Consider the following 15,421-nt stretch of genomic DNA (forward strand, 5'->3'; position numbering starts at 1 on the left):
CCTGCACGTGCCCGCCGTCACGTGCTCTCACGTTGACACGGCCCGCCGCACCTCGACACACTCATCAGTGTACAAGCGTGCACTGAAAGGAGCCCGCGATGTCCTTGCTCAACCCGCGCCGTTCCGCCGGTGCCCGACGCTTCTCGCCCCTGGGGCTCGTCGAAGCGCTCGTCACGCCCCACGGTATAGACCGCTACCTCGAGCTCGTGAACCCGATGCTGACGGTGCGCGACCTGCGCGCCGAGGTCGTCGACGTCCGGCGTCAGGTCGTCGACGGCACGGGGGTGGACACCCGGCTGACCCTGCGCCCGACCCGCCAGTGGGACGGGTTCGACGCCGGCCAGTTCGTCTCCGTCACGGTGGACATCGACGGCGTCCGTCGCACGCGCTGCTACTCGCCGGCGAACTCCCAGCACCGACGCGACGGGCTGCTGGAGCTCACGGTCAAGGCCCATCCCGAAGGGCTGGTGTCCCAGTACCTGCACGAGCAGGCGCGACCCGGCCTCGTCCTCGGGCTGAGCCAGGCCGACGGGACGTTCCGGCTGACGTTGCCGCGGCCCGAGCGCCTCCTGCTCGTCAGCGGCGGCAGTGGCATCACGCCGGTCATGTCCATGCTGCGCACGCTGTGCGACGAGGGATACCGGGGCGGGATCGTCTTCCTGCACTACGCGCTCAGCGCCGAGCACGTGTCCTACCTGCCCGAGCTGCGGCAGCTCGCCGACGCACACGACAACGTGCGGCTCGCGCTGGCCTACACCGAGCAGCAGCTCGGCGGTGACCTGCACGGGCTGTTCCACGCGTCGCACCTGCGCGACGTAGCGCCCTGGTACGCGAACGCGCAGACCTACTTGTGCGGCCCGCCCGGGCTGATGGCGGCCGTCCGCGCACACTTCGACGGGCGCCGCCTCACCGACCGGCTGGCCACCGAGGAGTTCGCCCCCGCGCCGGTCGCCGCGCCGGACGCGGACGTCAGCGGCGTGACCACGTTCGCCCGCAGTGCCGTGACGAGCGACAACACGGGAGACACGTTGCTGGAGCAGGCCGAGAACGCCGGGCTGTCGCCAGAGCACGGCTGCCGCATGGGCATCTGCTTCTCGTGCACCCAGGTCAAGACCAGCGGGTGCGTCCAGAACATCCGCACCGGAGAGATCAGCAGCGACCCCGACACCGAGGTGCAGCTGTGCATCCACCGCGCCGTCGGCGACGTCGCTCTCGACCTCTGATCCGTCACCTCTGCTCCGTCACCTCTGATCCGTCAAGGAGACCCCATGACTTCCAAGTCCCAGACCATCCCGCTGTCCGACGAGCAGGTCGAGGAACTCGGCCACGAGCTGGACGCCATCAAGGCCCGCCTGGTCGAGAGCCTGGGCGCCGACGACCGCGACTACATCTACAACGTGATCAAGGCGCAGCGGGCCTTCGAGGTCGGCGGCCGTGCCGCCCTGATGCTCAGCGTGCTGCCGCCGTTCTGGCTGATGGGCACCGCTGCCCTGTCGATCTCCAAGATCCTCGACAACATGGAGATCGGACACAACGTCATGCACGGCCAGTACGACTGGATGCGTGACCCGGCGCTGAACTCCAAGAAGTTCGAGTGGGACACCGCCTGCCCCTCGGACCAGTGGCGCTACTCGCACAACTACATGCACCACACGTTCACCAACATCGTCGACAAGGACCGCGACATCGGCTACGGCATCCTGCGGATGGACGAGAGCCAGAAGTGGAACCCCTACTATCTGGGCAATCCGCTGTGGGCGTTCCTGCTGATGACGTTCTTCCAGTACGGCGTCGCGATGCACGACCTCGAGGCCGAGAACCTCGTCACCGGTAAGCGTTCGATGAAGGACAACGTGCCTCTGCTCAAGGGCATCTGGCGCAAGGTCGGCAAGCAGACTCTGAAGGACTACGTGCTCTTCCCGCTGCTGTCCGGGCCCCAGGCGCCGTTCACGCTCTCGGCCAACATGACCGCCAACCTGGTGCGCAACCTCTGGGCGTACTCGATCATCTTCTGCGGGCACTTCCCGAGCGGCACGGCCACGTTCAGCGAGGACGAGACCGAGAACGAGAGCCGCGGCGAGTGGTACGTGCGGCAGATGATGGGCTCGGCGAACATCACGGGCAGCCCGCTGTTCCACATCCTCAGCGGCAACCTGAGCCACCAGATCGAGCACCACCTGTTCCCCGACGTGCCGGCGCGGCGCTACCCGCAGATCGCCGGCGAGGTCGAGGCGTTGTGTGCCCGGTTCGGGCTGCCGTACACCACCGGCCGTTTCTCCAAGCAGGTCGGCTCGACGTGGGGCAAGATCTTCCGGCTGGCCGTGCCGACGCGGGGCGACGACGACGCACCGGGCGACTCGCGCAGCGCTACCGTGACGGTGGCGGACGACACGGACGACACAGTCGCTGCCTGACGATCAGGGAGTGCCCATGAGCAGGTTCGAGATCGCCAAGGACACCGTTCAGGTGGTGACCGAGTCGGCAGCCTCGCACGTCGGCCGGATCGCCACGATCCTCAGCGGTGCGGTGCGCGAGGTCACCCACGAGGTGGGGGAGTGGGCGTCGGACGTCGTCGAGATGCGGGACGCGGCAGCACGCGCTCGCGAGGCCGACCTGGCCGGGAACGCGCGCGGCTTCGACGCCGAGGACGACCCGACCGTCTGACGGTCAGCGCAGCGGCAAGGCCGCGCGGTGCAGTGCCAATTGCTCGAACAGGTCGAGGGCGTCGCGGAGCTCGTCGAGGTCGACGGGCGTGCGCCGTTGCTGGTACCCGACCAGGATCGACAGCGCCATCGAGGCCAGCAGCGGTGCGGTGTCGCCGGCCACCGGCGTCAGGACCACGCGTAACGCAGTCAGTCGCTCGTCGTCGACGCGTCGCTGGACCGTGGCAACCGCGGCGTTGACGTGCGACCACGCACGGATCGCGCCCTCCGCCTCGTGCGGCAACGTCAGCGCTCGTTCCTTCAGCAGGCGCACCCGTTGCTCGGGGTCGCTCACCGTCATCGCCTGCTCGAAGATGCGCTGGGTCAGCTCCTGCTCCCACGACGAGAGCAGCTCGTCGACGAAGCCGTCGAAGCTGCCGAAGTAGTGGTAGAACGAGCCGGTCGTGACGCCGAGTCGGCGGCACAGGACCCCGATGCGCAGGGCGCCGTGACCGTCACGGGCCAGGATGTCCAGCGCCGCGGTGATGTAGCCGTCCTTGGTGGCGACGATGCGCGCCATCAGAACAGCGCGCGCATCACGAGCTTCTTGATCCGCGTGTAGGGCGGGTAGGCGACGGACGGGTCGGGCCGCGTGGGCTTGCGCAGCACGGCCTTGCGGTGACTCAGCGCCTGGAAACCCCACTCGCCGTGGTAGGCGCCCATGCCGCTGTTGCCGACCCCGCCGAAGGGCAGGCCGGGCACCAGCAGGTGGTACATCAGGTGGTTGACGACGGTGCCGCCGTTGCTGATCTCGGCGAGCACGCGCTGCTCGTTCTCGCGGCTCTCGCTGAACAGGTAGACGGCGAGCGGCTTCGGGCCCTGCTGGACGTGCGCGATCGCGTCGTCGAGCGAGTCGACGGTGACGATCGGCAGCACCGGGCCGAAGATCTCCTCGCGCATGACGTCGGAGTCCGAGCCCGGGTCGAGCAGCACGGTGAGTTCGGCCCGCTTGCCGGTGGCGTCGATTCGCCCACCCTGTACCGCCGGGGTGCCCGCGGACTCGACGAGCCCCTGCAGTCGTGCCGCGTGGCGGGGGCTCACGATGGGCAGCGTGGCGTCGGCGGAGCCCGCGAACGTGGTGGACGCGGCGCGCAGCTCGCGCACGAACTCGTCGCGGACCGTGCGGTCGACGAGCACGTAGTCGGGCGCCACGCACGTCTGCCCGGAGTTGAGCATCTTGGCCCACGCCACGCGACGGGCGGCCACCCGCACGTTGGCATCCGCGGCGACGATGGTCGGGCTCTTGCCGCCGAGCTCGAGCGTCACCGGGGTGAGGTGCTTCGCGGCGGACGCCATCACCAGCTTGGCGATCTCCGGGCCGCCGGTGAAGAAGCAGTGGTCGACCGCCTGGTCGAGCAGCAGCTGGGTCACGTCGGCGGCGCCCTCGACCACCGCGACCGCCTCGGGGTCGAGGTACTCGTGCACGAGCCGGTTGATCGTGGCCGAGACGGTGGGGGTGTGCTCGGACGGCTTGAGGACGGCGCAGTTTCCGGCGGCGATCGCCGCGACCAGCGGGGCGAGGATCAGGTGCACCGGGTAGTTCCACGGGCCGATGATCAGCACGACGCCGAGGGGTTCGTACTGGTACCAGGCCTTGGCCGGCTGCACGCTCAGCGGCACGGCGACGCGGGTGGGGCGTGTCCACTTCTGCAGCTTCTTGCGCGCGTACTTCGCCTCGCCCATGACCGGCGCCAGGTCGGCGAGCCACGCGTCGACCGACGGTCGCCCGAGGTCGGCGGCCAGCGCGTCGACGAAGTCCTGCTCACGCTCGGCGAGCATCCGTTCGATGGCCTCGAGCTGCTGCACGCGCCACGCGACGGGCCTGGTCCGGCCGCTGCGGAACGTGGTGCGCAGGTGTGTGACGGTGTCGGGGACGCTGCGGGCAGTGGAGCTGGTGACGGGCGAGGTGGTCATGAGCGAACTCCGTGAGTGAGTGACCTGGCGGCGTGGCCTTCGGCGACCGGAGCGAAGCGGAGGTCGGTCATCGGTGATCCCTTCGAGCCGGTAGACCCGGTGAGCGCGACACTAGTCGACGCGCGAACGTAAGGTCAGTTATGTTACGTTCCCGACGCCGACCACGCGAGACGACACGGGAGTGACCCATGCGGATGACGGTGGATCGCAGCAGGTGCCAGGGCGTGGGGATGTGCGAGTCCGTCCGGCCCGACGTGTTCGAGGTGGACGACGACGGGGAGCTGATTCTGCACGAGGACGCCGTCGCCGGCGGCGGTGACGAGCTCGCCGCAGACCTCGAGCAGGCCGTCGAGTCGTGCCCGACCCAGGCGCTGGCGTTGCAACGGTGAGCGCCACGCGGCCGTACTGCTCCGTGGACGTCTCGTCCACGGCGTTCTGGTCCGAGCCCGCCGACGTGCGCGAGCGCTCGTTCGCGCGGTTGCGGGCGGAGGAGCCGGTCAGCTGGCAGCGACCGTCCGACGGCGGGCTGATGCCCGACGAGGACGACGACGGCTACTGGGCGATCGTCCGGCACGCCGACATCACCCACGTCAGCCATCACCCGGACGTCTTCTGCTCGGGACAGGGCGTGCAGCTGGAGAACGTCCCCGAGATGTTCCTCGAGGCCACCCAGTCGTTCCTGGCCATGGACGCGCCGCGACACACCCTGCTGCGCAAGTTGGTCAGCTCGGCGTTCACACCGCGCCGGGTGCGGCTAATCGAGGAGCAGGTCCGGGACCAGGCCCGGCGCATCGTCGACAACCTGCTGCAGCAGGACGCCACCGACTTCGTGCACGCGGTGTCCGCGCGTCTGCCCCGCTGGACCATCTACGAGATGATGGGCCTGCCCGCCGAGCAGCGTGAGCCGGTCGCCGAGGCCGCCGACCTGCTCGTCTCGTGGCACGACGAGGACGTGCGCGGCGACCGCGACCCGCTCGAGGTCGTCAACGACGCGACCCAGACCCTCATCGTCGCCGGGCTGGAGCTGGCCGAGAGCCGCCGCAGCGAACCGCGCGACGACCTGATGACCAACCTCGTCCAGGCGTCGGTCGACGGCGAGCAGTTGAGCGACGAGGAGATCAGCGCGTTCTTCGTGCTGCTGTCCGTGGCCGGCAACGACACCACCCGCAACACGATCTCGCACACGATGCTCGCCCTGCAGCGGTTCCCCGAGCAGCGCGAGTACCTGAAGGCCGACCCCGACGCGCGGCTTGCCGTCGCCACCGACGAGTTCGTCCGGTGGGCCACGCCCGTCCTCACCTTCAAGCGCACCGCGGTGTCGGACACGTCGCTCGGCGGCACCGACATCGCGGCCGGCGAGAAAGTGGTCATGTTCTACCCGTCCGGCAACCGCGACTCGGAGGCGTTCGCGGACCCGCACGTCTTCGACGTCGCGCGCACGCCGAACCGGCACGTCGGTTTCGGCGGCGGCGGTCCGCACTTCTGTCTCGGCAACATGCTGGCCAAGACACAGCTGCAGGCGGTGGTCGGCGAGTTGCTGCAGCGCGCACCGGACCTGCGTCTCGGCGAGCCGCAGTACCTCGTCAGTAACTTCGTCCACGGGATCAAGTCGCTGCCGTGCGAGGTGCACGGCTGATGGCGTCGTTCACCGGCCCCGAGGACCTGCGTCGCTACGTCGGCGGCATCTTCGAACAAGCCCTCGCCGACGACGACCTCGGCCCACGGCTGGCGGCCACCGGCGTCACCCTGAAGGTCGTCACGACCGAGCCCGACGCGGCGCTGCTGCTCGATCTGCCCAACAAGCACGTCGCCCTCGGTTCGCCCGACGACCCCGTGGACGCCACGATGCGGATGACCTCGGAGACGGCGAACCGGTTCTGGCTGGGCCAGGTGAACCTGCCGGTGGCCATGGCGCGCCGACAGGTCGGTGTCGAGGGCCGCATCGGCGCACTGCTCAAGCTCGTGCCGTCGACGAAGACGTTGTTCCCGGCCTATCGCGCGCTGCTGGAGGCTGACGGGCGGGCGGATCTGCTGCAAGGCTGACGTTCTCTGCCCGCAGCGCCTCCAACACACCCAAGATCAACTGTCGGAAGGCTTCATCGGCTCCGGTTGACCCGGTCAGTCCGGGAGGAGTGACGCGTCCTGCGGCGCGTTCCTCGATCTTCCGCTGGAGCCAGCGCAGCTCGACCGCTCCTGACACACTGCCCACCAGGAGCGCGCCGAGCCCGGCCACGCCGGCAATGTCGTTCGCGGGCGCGTCACTTCTGATGAGGAGCGTGATTGCCGCCCACAAGGTCAAGACGCCACCGCCGACCGGTGTGGCGTAGACCCAGATCGAGATCCACAGGGACTTCCCTGTGCGACCGTCCGGCCCGACCCGATCGTTGGCACTCAACAGCTCCGTCAAGGACTCGCTGAACACGACGAGCAGGACGGGCGCGGCGGTGACGATGCCGACCCAAAGGTCCTTGTTGAACTCGGCCACGGCACTGCTCCCTACGAGGCCTGGAAACGTCGACAGCCTGCTGCGGAGTTGTCTCGCAGCACAGGATGCCCCTGCCGGGCCGCGTTCGGTAGCTCCTCGTGCCGGCGACGCGCAGAGCGGCAACGGCTCGGGCGCCCCTGGCAGGGATCGAACCTGCGACCATCCGCTTAGAAGGCGGGTGCTCTATCCACTGAGCTACAGGGGCCCTGCGCCGTCGGACCGCCGGCCCGTCCCGCGCGGGAGGAGTCTATCGGCGGCCTCCCACAAGGGGCCGACAGTTTCCGGATCGCCCGTCCACAGCTCTCAGGTCCGTCCACAGATCGAGCGGACGCTCCCCGTCGGCCGTGGCGAACCGCTTCGCTGGTCCCACGCCCGAGGGGGCGCCGGAGAGACCGGAACAGGGACTGAGGAGAACGAGATGAACGAAGCGATGATGACGATCGTCGGGAACGTGGTCGACGAGCCGCGGATGCGCACCACCACGAACGGCCACCGGGTCACGACCTTCCGGGTCGCGTCGACCTCGCGGCGCTACGACCGCGAGCAGGAGAAGTTCGTCGACGGCAACACCCTCTACATGAACGTCACCACGTGGCGCGCCGCAGGCGAGAACGTCCACGCCTCCCTGCACAAGGGCCAGCCGATCGTCGTGTACGGACGCTGCTCGACGCGCAACTACGTGGTCAACGAGCAGGCTCGTACCAGCTACGAGCTGGAGGCCGTGGCGCTCGGTCACGACCTGTTCCGCGGCGTGACGTCGTTCGAGCGCATCCAGCGCGGCAACGGGATCACGGTGGCGGCCGACGCCAATGGAGTGCCGCACGACGACAGCGAGCACTACCTGCCCGTCGCTCCGGACCGGGTCGTCGACCTGCAGACCGGGGAGCTGCTCGACGAAGACGCCCTCGACCACGACGACCACGGCTCGATCGTGGCCGACGAGCGGGAGCCCATGCTTGCCGGCGTGTGACAGCCGCCGCTACTCGACCGGGTGGCGCCGGCCTGGAGTCAACTGGCGCTGATGCAGCCGGTCAGGGTTTCGTGTGCGGCAGGGTTGCGCAGGCGGCAGGGCGGGGTCCTTCGGACCCGGCCCTGCTGCCGTCCCGGCGAACGCTGACTAGGCTCGATGCCGGATCACAGCCGCGCGCACACGGGAACCCCGGGCGCCGAGCGGCTCGCACCGGGCCCGTCGGCCCAGCAATCACGGGAGAATCAGTGGCGCAGTTCATCTACACCATGCAGAAGGTCCGCAAGGCCCACGGCGACAAGGTCATCCTCGACGACGTCACCCTGGCCTTCCTGCCCGGCGCCAAGATCGGCGTCGTCGGCCCCAACGGCGCCGGCAAGTCCAGCGTCCTGAAGATCATGGCCGGCCTGGACCAGGCCTCGAACGGTGAGTCGCGGCTGGCCGACGGCGCGACCGTCGGCCTGCTGCAGCAGGAACCGCCACTGGACGAGACCAAGACCGTGCGCGAGAACGTCGAGGACGCCGTCGCCGACCTGCGGGCCACGCTCGCACGCTTCGAGGAGGTCAGCGCGGCGATGGGTGAGCCCGACGCCGACTTCGACTCCCTGCTCACGGAGCAGGGCAACCTCATGGAGACGATCGAGCACGCCGAGGGCTGGGAGCTCGACAGCCGCATCGAGCAGGCCATGGACGCGCTGCGCTGCCCGCCCGGCGACTCGCCGGTCACCAACCTCTCCGGCGGCGAGCGGCGCCGCGTCGCGCTGTGCAAGCTGCTGCTCGAGGCGCCGGACCTGCTGCTGCTCGACGAGCCGACCAACCACCTCGACGCCGAGAGCGTGCAGTGGCTCGAGCAGCACCTGGCCGGGTACGCCGGCGCCGTGCTCGCCGTCACCCACGACCGGTACTTCCTCGACAACGTCGCGCAGTGGATCCTCGAGCTCGACCGCGGCCGTGCCTACCCCTACGAGGGCAACTACTCCACCTACCTGGAGAAGAAGTCCGAGCGGCTCGCGGTCGCCGGCAAGAAGGACCAGAAGCTGCAGAAGCGCCTGCGCGACGAGCTGGAGTGGGTGCGCCAGAACGCCAAGGGCCGCCAGACCAAGAGCAAGTCCCGCCTCGCCCGCTACGAGGAGATGGCCGCCGAGGCCGAGAAGACCCGCAAGCTGGACTTCGAGGAGATCCAGATCCCGCCGGGCCCGCGGCTCGGCAACGTCGTGGTCGAGGCCAGCCACCTGGACAAGGGCTTCGACGGCGAGCTGCTGATGAAGGACGTGTCGTTCACGCTGCCGCGCGGCGGCATCGTCGGCGTCATCGGCCCCAACGGCGTCGGCAAGACCACGCTGTTCAAGATGATCGTCGGCCAGGAGCAGGTCGACGCGGGCGAGCTGCGCGTCGGCGAGACGGTGAAGATCAGCTACGTCGACCAGAACCGGCAGGGGTTGGACCCGACCAAGAACGTCTGGGAGCTCGTGTCCGACGGCCTCGACTACATCAAGGTCGGCAACGTCGAGATGCCGTCGCGGGCCTACGTCGGCGCGTTCGGCTTCAAGGGGCCGGACCAGCAGAAGCCGTCCAAGGTGCTGTCCGGCGGTGAGCGCAACCGCCTGAACCTCGCCCTGACCCTCAAGGAGGGCGGCAACGTGCTGATGCTCGACGAGCCCACCAACGACCTCGACGTCGAGACGCTCGGCTCGCTGGAGAACGCGCTGCTGGAGTTCCCGGGCTGCGCGGTGATCACCTCGCACGACCGTTGGTTCCTCGACCGCATCGCGACGCACATCCTGGCGTGGGAGGGCTCGGCCGACAACCCGGCGCAGTGGTTCTGGTTCGAGGGCAACTTCGAGAGCTACGAGAAGAACAAGATCGAGCGCCTCGGGCCCGACGCCGCCCGCCCGCACGCGGTCACCCACCGCAAGCTCACCCGCGACTGATCCGCACCGGGTCATGGGCAGATCAGGGTCATGAGCAGGTCCGTGTCATGAGCAGGTTCGTGTCATGAGCAGGTTCGTGCACGACGTGCACATGCGGTGGTCGGACATGGACGCCTACCGGCACGTCAACAACACTGCCTACCTGACCTACCTGGAGCAGGCCCGGGTGGCGATGTTCTTTCACCGCTTCGAGAGCTTCTCGAGCGGCACGGTCATCTCCCGGCACGAGATCCGCTACCTGCGGCCGGTCGTCTACCACCCCGATCCGCTGCGCATCGAGGTGTGGGTCGACCGCATCCGCGGGGCCTCGTTCGACGTGCACTACGAGGTCCTCGACCACGGGGTGGTGGCGGCGCAGGCCTCGACGCAGTGCGTCACGGTCGACTTCGCCGCCGACCGGCCTCGGCGCCTGACCGACGAGGAACGCGACGTGCTCCGCGGGTTCGCCGACGACCTGCCGTCGGGGCCGGGCACCGGGTGAGCAGACCGCTCTCGCACGGCGACCGTGAGGCGTTGCACGAGCTCGCACCGGTGCTGCGGCGCGCCGTGGGGCTCGACCCGCGCAGCCTGGCTCGTCTCCGGCTGGGTCGCAACGCCGCGGCCGCGCTGGTGCGCCTGCCCTTCGGGGTGCTCGTCGCCCGGACCGTCGAGGCGGCGGCGCGCGAGGGCACGGCCGACTTGACGGTGCGCGCGGGGGAGCTGCTCGCCTGGCTCGACGGCGAGACCGACGAGCTGCCCGCGACCCGCGACGTCGAATGGCGCAGCGGGTTACCGCCCGTCGACGGGTGGGCACGGGTCGAAGCCGTCCCCGACGACGTCGTGCGACCGCTCGTCCGCAGCGGCGCGCTCACCCTGAAGGAGGCGGCGCAACGCGAGGGGGTGCCCGGGGCGCAGCCGCGCGCCGAGGTGGCCGACGCGCTGCTCGACTCGACCGTGCTCACCGTCGAGGACGACGACGGCACGCGGGCCGAGGTCACGCTGCGCGCCCTGTCCGCGCTCACCCGCATGGGTTTCCTGCCTCGGGGCGGGCGGGCCCACATCGACGTGCACGGGCGCTGGACACGCGTCGTCGCCGAGTACGGCACCGTCTACCTCGAGCGTCCCGGCGGCCTCACCCTGCGCTGACCGGCCCCGCCCGCCCGGCCACCGCCCGGTCAGGTGATCAACTGCGCATCCCGGCGGCTCTGCGACCACGAGCCGCAGTTGCTCACCTGACGGGAGTGAAACGGTCGGCGGTCAGCGGATCCAGACGGCCGTGTCGGGCGGCAGCATGCCGTCGACGACCGGCCCGGACGCGACCAGCACCTCGCCGTCCGGCACGGGCACCGGGTCGGTGCCGGCGTTCAGCAGCACCGTGACGTCGCCGCGGCGGTAGGACAGGCAGTCCGCGGGCGCGTCGAGCCAGTCGACCGCGCCGACGGGCAGCCCGGCCATCGTCGAGCGGCGGCACGCGGTCGCGGCCTGGAACAGGTGCAGGGTCGAGGTGGCGTGGGCGCCCTCGGCCGCCACCGTCACGGCGGCCCAGTCGTCCGGCATGGGCAGCCACGGCGTACCGGTGGTGAACCCGTACGGCGGCTCGTCGCCGCTCCACGGCAGCGGCACCCGTTCGCCGTCGCGGCCCCGTTCGGTGTGCCCGCTGCGCTCCCAGGTCGGGTCCTGCAGCGCGTCGTCGGGCAGGTCGACGTTCTGCAGCCCGAGCTCGTCGCCGTTGTAGAGGTAGACGGCGCCGGGCAGCGACAGCTGCACCAGCGCGGCCGCCCGGGCCCGCGCGACCCCGAGATCGCCGCCGCCGTAGCGGGTGGCCACCCGGTCGACGTCGTGGTTGGACAGCACCCAGGTGCAGGGTGCCCCGACCTCGCTCAGCGCGGCCAGCGAGGAGTCGATGGCCGTGCGGAACGTCGATGCACCCCATCCGGCGACGACCAGTTCGAAGTTGAAGGTGAGGTTGAGCTCGTCGGGGCGCACGTAGAGCGCGAGTCGTTGCGGGTCGGCCACCCACGCCTCGCCCACGGCCATCCGCTCGCCGTCGTAGTCGTCGAGCACTCGGCGGAACAACCGGTGGATCTCGTGGACGCCGTCGCGGTCCCACCGGATGTCGTCGCTGCCGGGCATGTTGCCGCCGGCCAGCGCGTGCTGCAGCGTCTCGGCTGCGAGGTCGGGCAGCCCGGCCGGCTTGGCCATCGAGTGGGCCACGTCGATGCGGAAACCGTCGACGCCCTTGTCGAGCCAGAACCGCATGATCCGCTCGAACTCGGCGGGCACCGCGGGGTTGTCCCAGTTCAGGTCGGGTTGCTCGGGTGCGAACAGGTGCAGATACCACTCGCCGTCCGGCAACCGCGTCCACGCCGGGCCGCCGAACTGCGAGGGCCAGTTGTTCGGGGGTTCGGCGCCGTCGGGTCCCGTGCCGGGACGGATGACGAAGCGGTCGCGCAGCGCGGTGTCCCCGGCCAGGACGGCCCGGAACCACGGGTGCTCGTCGGAGAAGTGGTTCGGCACCATGTCGATGGTGATCCGGACGCCCCGCGCATGCGCGGCCTCCAGCAACGCGTCGAAGTCGGCGAGCGTGCCGAAGATCGGGTCGACGTCGCAGGGGTCGGCGACGTCGTAGCCGCCGTCGGCCATGGGCGAGCGGTAGAACGGCGAGATCCACAGGGCGTCGACGCCGAGGTCGACGAGGTGGTCGAGGCGGTCACGGACGCCGATCAGGTCTCCCGTGCCGTCGCCGTTGCCGTCGGCGAAGCTGCGCGGGTAGATCTGGTAGAAGACGGCGGTTGCCCACCACGGCGCGGCCTCGGGCCGGGGTTCTGTGCTCACCCGGGAAGGTTACGCAGGGAGTCCGCGGCCGACGTGAAGTAGCTCCACAGGGTGGCGTCGTACTCGGGCGCGAGGTCCAGGGTGTCCATCGCCGCGCGCATGCGGCCGAGCCACGCGTCGCGGGCCGCCACGCCCACCGGGAACGGCGCGTGCCGCATCCGCAGCCGCGGGTGCCCGCGCTCCTGGGAGTAGGTGGTCGGGCCGCCCCAGTACTGCATCAGGAACAGGCGCAGGCGCTCCGCGGCCGGGTCCAGGTCGTCCTCCGGGTAGAGCGGGCGCAGCACCTCGTCCTGGGCGACCCCGGCGTAGAAGGCGTCGACGAGCCGCCGGAAGGTGTCCTCGCCGCCGACCGCGGCGTAGAAGGTGTCCGCCCGCTCTTGCCTGCCCGCTGCCTGGTCCACCCTCACATTGTGGCCGACGGCTGGGTACGGTCCCCGCATGGACTTCGATCTGATCGTCATCGGGCTCGGACCCGGCGGTGAGGAACTGGGCGAGAAGCTGGCGTCGGCCGGCCGGTCGGTACTTGGTCTCGACGAGCGGCTGGTCGGCGGCGAGTGCCCCTACTTCGGGTGCATCCCGTCCAAGATGATCCTGCGCGGGGCCGACGTCCTGGGCGAGTCGAGACGCGTCGACCAGCTGGCCGGGCACGCCTCGGACGAGCCCGACTTCGGCGTCGTCGCCGCGCGCATCAGCAACGAGGCCACCGACGACTGGAACGACCAGGTCGCCGTCGAACGCTTCGAGGGCACGGGCGCGGCCTTCCGGCGCAGCACCGGGCGGTTGGTGGGTCGCGACGAGCAGGGCCGCCTGCTCGTCGAAGCCGCCGGGGAGACCCACACCGCGACGTCGGTGACGATCGCCGTGGGCACCCGCCCGAGCATCCCGGACATCGCCGGCCTGGACGGGCTGGAGAACAGCGTCGACGGGCCGGTGTGGACCAACCGCGAGATCCTGCAGGCCAAGGCCGCACCGCGGTCGATGGTCGTGCTCGGCGGCGGCGTCATCAGCTGCGAGCTGGCCCAGGGCATGGCCCGCTTCGGCACCACCGTGACGATGGTGGAGCACGGCGAGCGGTTGCTGTCCCGCGAGGAACCCGAGGCCGGCGACGTGCTGCAGGCGGTGTTCGAGCGCGAAGGCATCACCGTGCGCAGCGGGCAGGGGATCGACCGGGTCGCGGCCGGCGGCGACGGCGTGATCGTCACGCTTGCCGACGGCAGCACGGTGACCGGCGAGAAGCTGCTCGTGGCCGCCGGCCGCACCCCGAACCTCGACCGCGTCGGGCTCGACTCGATCGGGCTGGACCCGTCGGCGCACCAGCTCGACGTCGACGAGCACATGCAGGTGCTCGACGCGGACGGCGCACCTGTCGACGGGCTCTTCGCCGTCGGCGACGTCACCGGCAGGGGACCGTTCACGCACGTCTCGGTGTGGCAGGCGCGGGTGCTGATCGCGCACCTGCTCGGCCAGGACGAGCCCTACGGCGGGTACGACGCGCTCGCCTGGGCCACCTTCACCGACCCCGAGGTCGGCCGGGTGGGCATGACCGAGAAGCAGGCCCGTGACGCCGGGCTCAGAGTGCGGGTCGGGGTGCAGCAGATCGCGTCCAACTCGCGGGGCTGGATCCACGGGCCCGGCAACGACGGGTTCATCAAGGTCGTCGGGGACGCCGACCGCGGCGTCCTGGTCGGTGCTACGACGTGCAGCCCCTATGGCGGCGAGCTGATCGGCATGCTGACCGTGGCCATCCACGGCGAGGTCCCCGTCGCGAGGCTGCTGACCATGCACTACGTCTTCCCGACGTTGCACCGCGGCGTGCTGGAGGCGCTGCAGGCGCTCGCCTGACGGCTACTGCGGCGGGTTCTTCTCGATGTTGGTCGGGTGCACGGTGAAGCTGAAGCACACCGGCCACTTCATCGCGAACGGCACCGCGGTCCGGGTGTCCGGCGGGGTGACGAGGATGCGGGGGTAGCTTGCGTCACAGCCGGCCTGGGCCGCGCCGACCTCACGCTGGTTGACGCCTTCGAGGCCCGCCGACGCCACAGCACCCGGCTTGAGGGTCACGGTCGGCAGCGTGTTCGTACCGGTCGGCAGCCCGAGCAGCTTGCCCCGGACGGTGCGGGTGGCCTGTTTGACCTGATGGTTCGCGGAGTTCTCGAGCGCTGCGCCCGGGTAGCCGGTGATCGTGCACGTGCTCGAGGACGTATTGGTGAAGTCGACGATCACGGCCAGGTCGTTGCGGGTGGACGAGCCGCTCACGTGGCGGGGGTCGAGGCTCGCGCGCAGCTGGCTCTCCTGGCAGACCACGACGCCGTCGCGGTTGTCGGCCGACCCGTCGGTCGACCCGCCGGAGGAAGCAGCACTCCGGGTCGCCGACGAGGTCGCGGCCGGCACCGTGGTCGTGGTGGTGGCGCTCGGCGCAACGGTCGTGGCCGCCGGCGACGCACCACCGCCGTTCGACGAACCGGAACACGCGGTCAGGGCGGCCGCGGCGAGAATCGCGGTTGCTCCGGCCACGGTACGGACGGCGCGGACGTGCGTGTCGGTTCGGACGGTGGCTGCGGTGCGGTGGCGCACGGGGCTCCCTTCGTCGGTGCGGGATCGCCGGTCA

The 15,421-nt window shown here is 70.4% G+C and carries 17 protein-coding genes and 1 tRNA gene; 11 read left to right on the forward strand and 7 right to left on the reverse strand.

Features of this window, described 5'->3' with window-relative positions:
- The first annotated feature begins 98 nt into the window (after window positions 1-98).
- From ACFFCA_RS09205 to ACFFCA_RS09215, 3 genes are read left to right on the forward strand one after another with little or no spacing between them, the layout of a single operon-like run.
- Window positions 99-1,223: a ferredoxin reductase gene (locus ACFFCA_RS09205; RefSeq protein WP_375483990.1), complete on the forward strand. Its 1,125-nt coding sequence runs from the start codon at window positions 99-101 to the stop codon at window positions 1,221-1,223.
- Between the two features lie 45 nt (window positions 1,224-1,268).
- A complete protein-coding gene (locus tag ACFFCA_RS09210; protein WP_375483992.1) occupies window positions 1,269-2,414 on the forward strand; it encodes a fatty acid desaturase family protein in 1,146 nt (381 codons plus the stop codon).
- Between the two features lie 16 nt (window positions 2,415-2,430).
- A complete protein-coding gene (locus ACFFCA_RS09215) occupies window positions 2,431-2,664 on the forward strand; it encodes a hypothetical protein (RefSeq protein WP_375483994.1) in 234 nt (77 codons plus the stop codon).
- Between the two features lie 3 nt (window positions 2,665-2,667).
- Here ACFFCA_RS09215 and ACFFCA_RS09220 read toward each other — a convergent pair whose 3' ends face one another.
- Complete coding sequence (locus ACFFCA_RS09220) at window positions 2,668-3,222, reverse strand: TetR/AcrR family transcriptional regulator (RefSeq protein ID WP_375483996.1); 555 nt, start codon at window positions 3,220-3,222, stop codon at window positions 2,668-2,670.
- The gene (locus ACFFCA_RS09225; protein WP_375483998.1) at window positions 3,222-4,616 is read right to left on the reverse strand and encodes an aldehyde dehydrogenase family protein; all 1,395 of its coding nucleotides are present in this window, start codon (window positions 4,614-4,616) and stop codon (window positions 3,222-3,224) included. Before ACFFCA_RS09225 ends, ACFFCA_RS09220 begins: the two co-directional genes overlap by 1 nt.
- 230 nt (window positions 4,617-4,846) lie before the next feature.
- Between ACFFCA_RS09225 and ACFFCA_RS09230 the strand changes: the two genes are divergently transcribed.
- From ACFFCA_RS09230 to ACFFCA_RS09240, 3 genes are read left to right on the forward strand one after another with little or no spacing between them, the layout of a single operon-like run.
- Window positions 4,847-5,005: a ferredoxin gene (locus tag ACFFCA_RS09230; RefSeq protein ID WP_375484000.1), complete on the forward strand. Its 159-nt coding sequence runs from the start codon at window positions 4,847-4,849 to the stop codon at window positions 5,003-5,005.
- Window positions 5,002-6,252 carry a cytochrome P450 gene (locus tag ACFFCA_RS09235; protein ID WP_375484001.1) on the forward strand — a complete coding sequence of 417 codons (1,251 nt, stop codon included), beginning with the start codon at window positions 5,002-5,004 and terminating at the stop codon, window positions 6,250-6,252. The genes ACFFCA_RS09230 and ACFFCA_RS09235 overlap by 4 nt, the downstream gene beginning before the upstream one ends.
- A complete protein-coding gene (locus ACFFCA_RS09240; protein WP_375484003.1) occupies window positions 6,252-6,659 on the forward strand; it encodes an SCP2 sterol-binding domain-containing protein in 408 nt (135 codons plus the stop codon). The genes ACFFCA_RS09235 and ACFFCA_RS09240 overlap by 1 nt, the downstream gene beginning before the upstream one ends.
- On the opposite strand, the gene ACFFCA_RS09245 is transcribed toward ACFFCA_RS09240, so the two are convergent.
- Together ACFFCA_RS09245 and ACFFCA_RS09250 are read right to left on the reverse strand one after the other, a co-directional pair.
- A complete protein-coding gene (locus ACFFCA_RS09245) occupies window positions 6,571-7,101 on the reverse strand; it encodes a hypothetical protein (protein ID WP_375484005.1) in 531 nt (176 codons plus the stop codon). The genes ACFFCA_RS09240 and ACFFCA_RS09245 overlap by 89 nt on opposite strands.
- Window positions 7,102-7,233: 132 nt before the next feature.
- Window positions 7,234-7,306: transfer RNA gene (locus tag ACFFCA_RS09250), tRNA-Arg, on the reverse strand.
- Window positions 7,307-7,519: 213 nt separating this feature from the next.
- On the opposite strand from ACFFCA_RS09250, the gene ssb reads away from it, so the two are divergent.
- The 4 genes from ssb (at window position 7,520) to ACFFCA_RS09270 (ending at window position 11,124) form a co-directional block, all read left to right on the forward strand.
- Window positions 7,520-8,071, forward strand: a complete 552-nt coding sequence (gene ssb, locus ACFFCA_RS09255; protein ID WP_375484007.1) for a single-stranded DNA-binding protein — start codon at window positions 7,520-7,522, stop codon at window positions 8,069-8,071.
- Between the two features lie 245 nt (window positions 8,072-8,316).
- Window positions 8,317-9,999, forward strand: a complete 1,683-nt coding sequence (gene ettA, locus ACFFCA_RS09260; RefSeq protein WP_375484009.1) for an energy-dependent translational throttle protein EttA — start codon at window positions 8,317-8,319, stop codon at window positions 9,997-9,999.
- Between the two features lie 64 nt (window positions 10,000-10,063).
- Entirely contained in the window at window positions 10,064-10,480 is a 417-nt protein-coding gene (locus tag ACFFCA_RS09265; RefSeq protein ID WP_375484011.1) for an acyl-CoA thioesterase, read from the forward strand.
- The gene (locus ACFFCA_RS09270; RefSeq protein WP_375484012.1) at window positions 10,477-11,124 is read left to right on the forward strand and encodes a hypothetical protein; all 648 of its coding nucleotides are present in this window, start codon (window positions 10,477-10,479) and stop codon (window positions 11,122-11,124) included. The genes ACFFCA_RS09265 and ACFFCA_RS09270 overlap by 4 nt, the downstream gene beginning before the upstream one ends.
- A gap of 111 nt (window positions 11,125-11,235) precedes the next feature.
- On the opposite strand, the gene ACFFCA_RS09275 is transcribed toward ACFFCA_RS09270, so the two are convergent.
- Window positions 11,236-12,813 (reverse strand): glycoside hydrolase family 13 protein, encoded by a 1,578-nt coding sequence (locus ACFFCA_RS09275; protein WP_375484014.1) that lies wholly within the window; start codon window positions 12,811-12,813, stop codon window positions 11,236-11,238.
- Window positions 12,810-13,214, reverse strand: a complete 405-nt coding sequence (locus ACFFCA_RS09280) for a globin (RefSeq protein ID WP_375484016.1) — start codon at window positions 13,212-13,214, stop codon at window positions 12,810-12,812. The genes ACFFCA_RS09275 and ACFFCA_RS09280 overlap by 4 nt, the downstream gene beginning before the upstream one ends.
- Before the next feature lie 37 nt (window positions 13,215-13,251).
- Between ACFFCA_RS09280 and ACFFCA_RS09285 the strand changes: the two genes are divergently transcribed.
- A complete protein-coding gene (locus ACFFCA_RS09285; RefSeq protein WP_375484018.1) occupies window positions 13,252-14,655 on the forward strand; it encodes a dihydrolipoyl dehydrogenase family protein in 1,404 nt (467 codons plus the stop codon).
- Window positions 14,656-14,658: 3 nt separating this feature from the next.
- On the opposite strand, the gene ACFFCA_RS09290 is transcribed toward ACFFCA_RS09285, so the two are convergent.
- Window positions 14,659-15,387 (reverse strand): DUF4232 domain-containing protein, encoded by a 729-nt coding sequence (locus ACFFCA_RS09290; protein ID WP_375484020.1) that lies wholly within the window; start codon window positions 15,385-15,387, stop codon window positions 14,659-14,661.
- Between the last annotated feature and the right edge of the window lie 34 nt (window positions 15,388-15,421).

This window comes from uncultured Jatrophihabitans sp. (assembly GCF_964252635.1).
In the GTDB taxonomy this organism is placed as follows: domain Bacteria; phylum Actinomycetota; class Actinomycetes; order Mycobacteriales; family Jatrophihabitantaceae; genus Jatrophihabitans.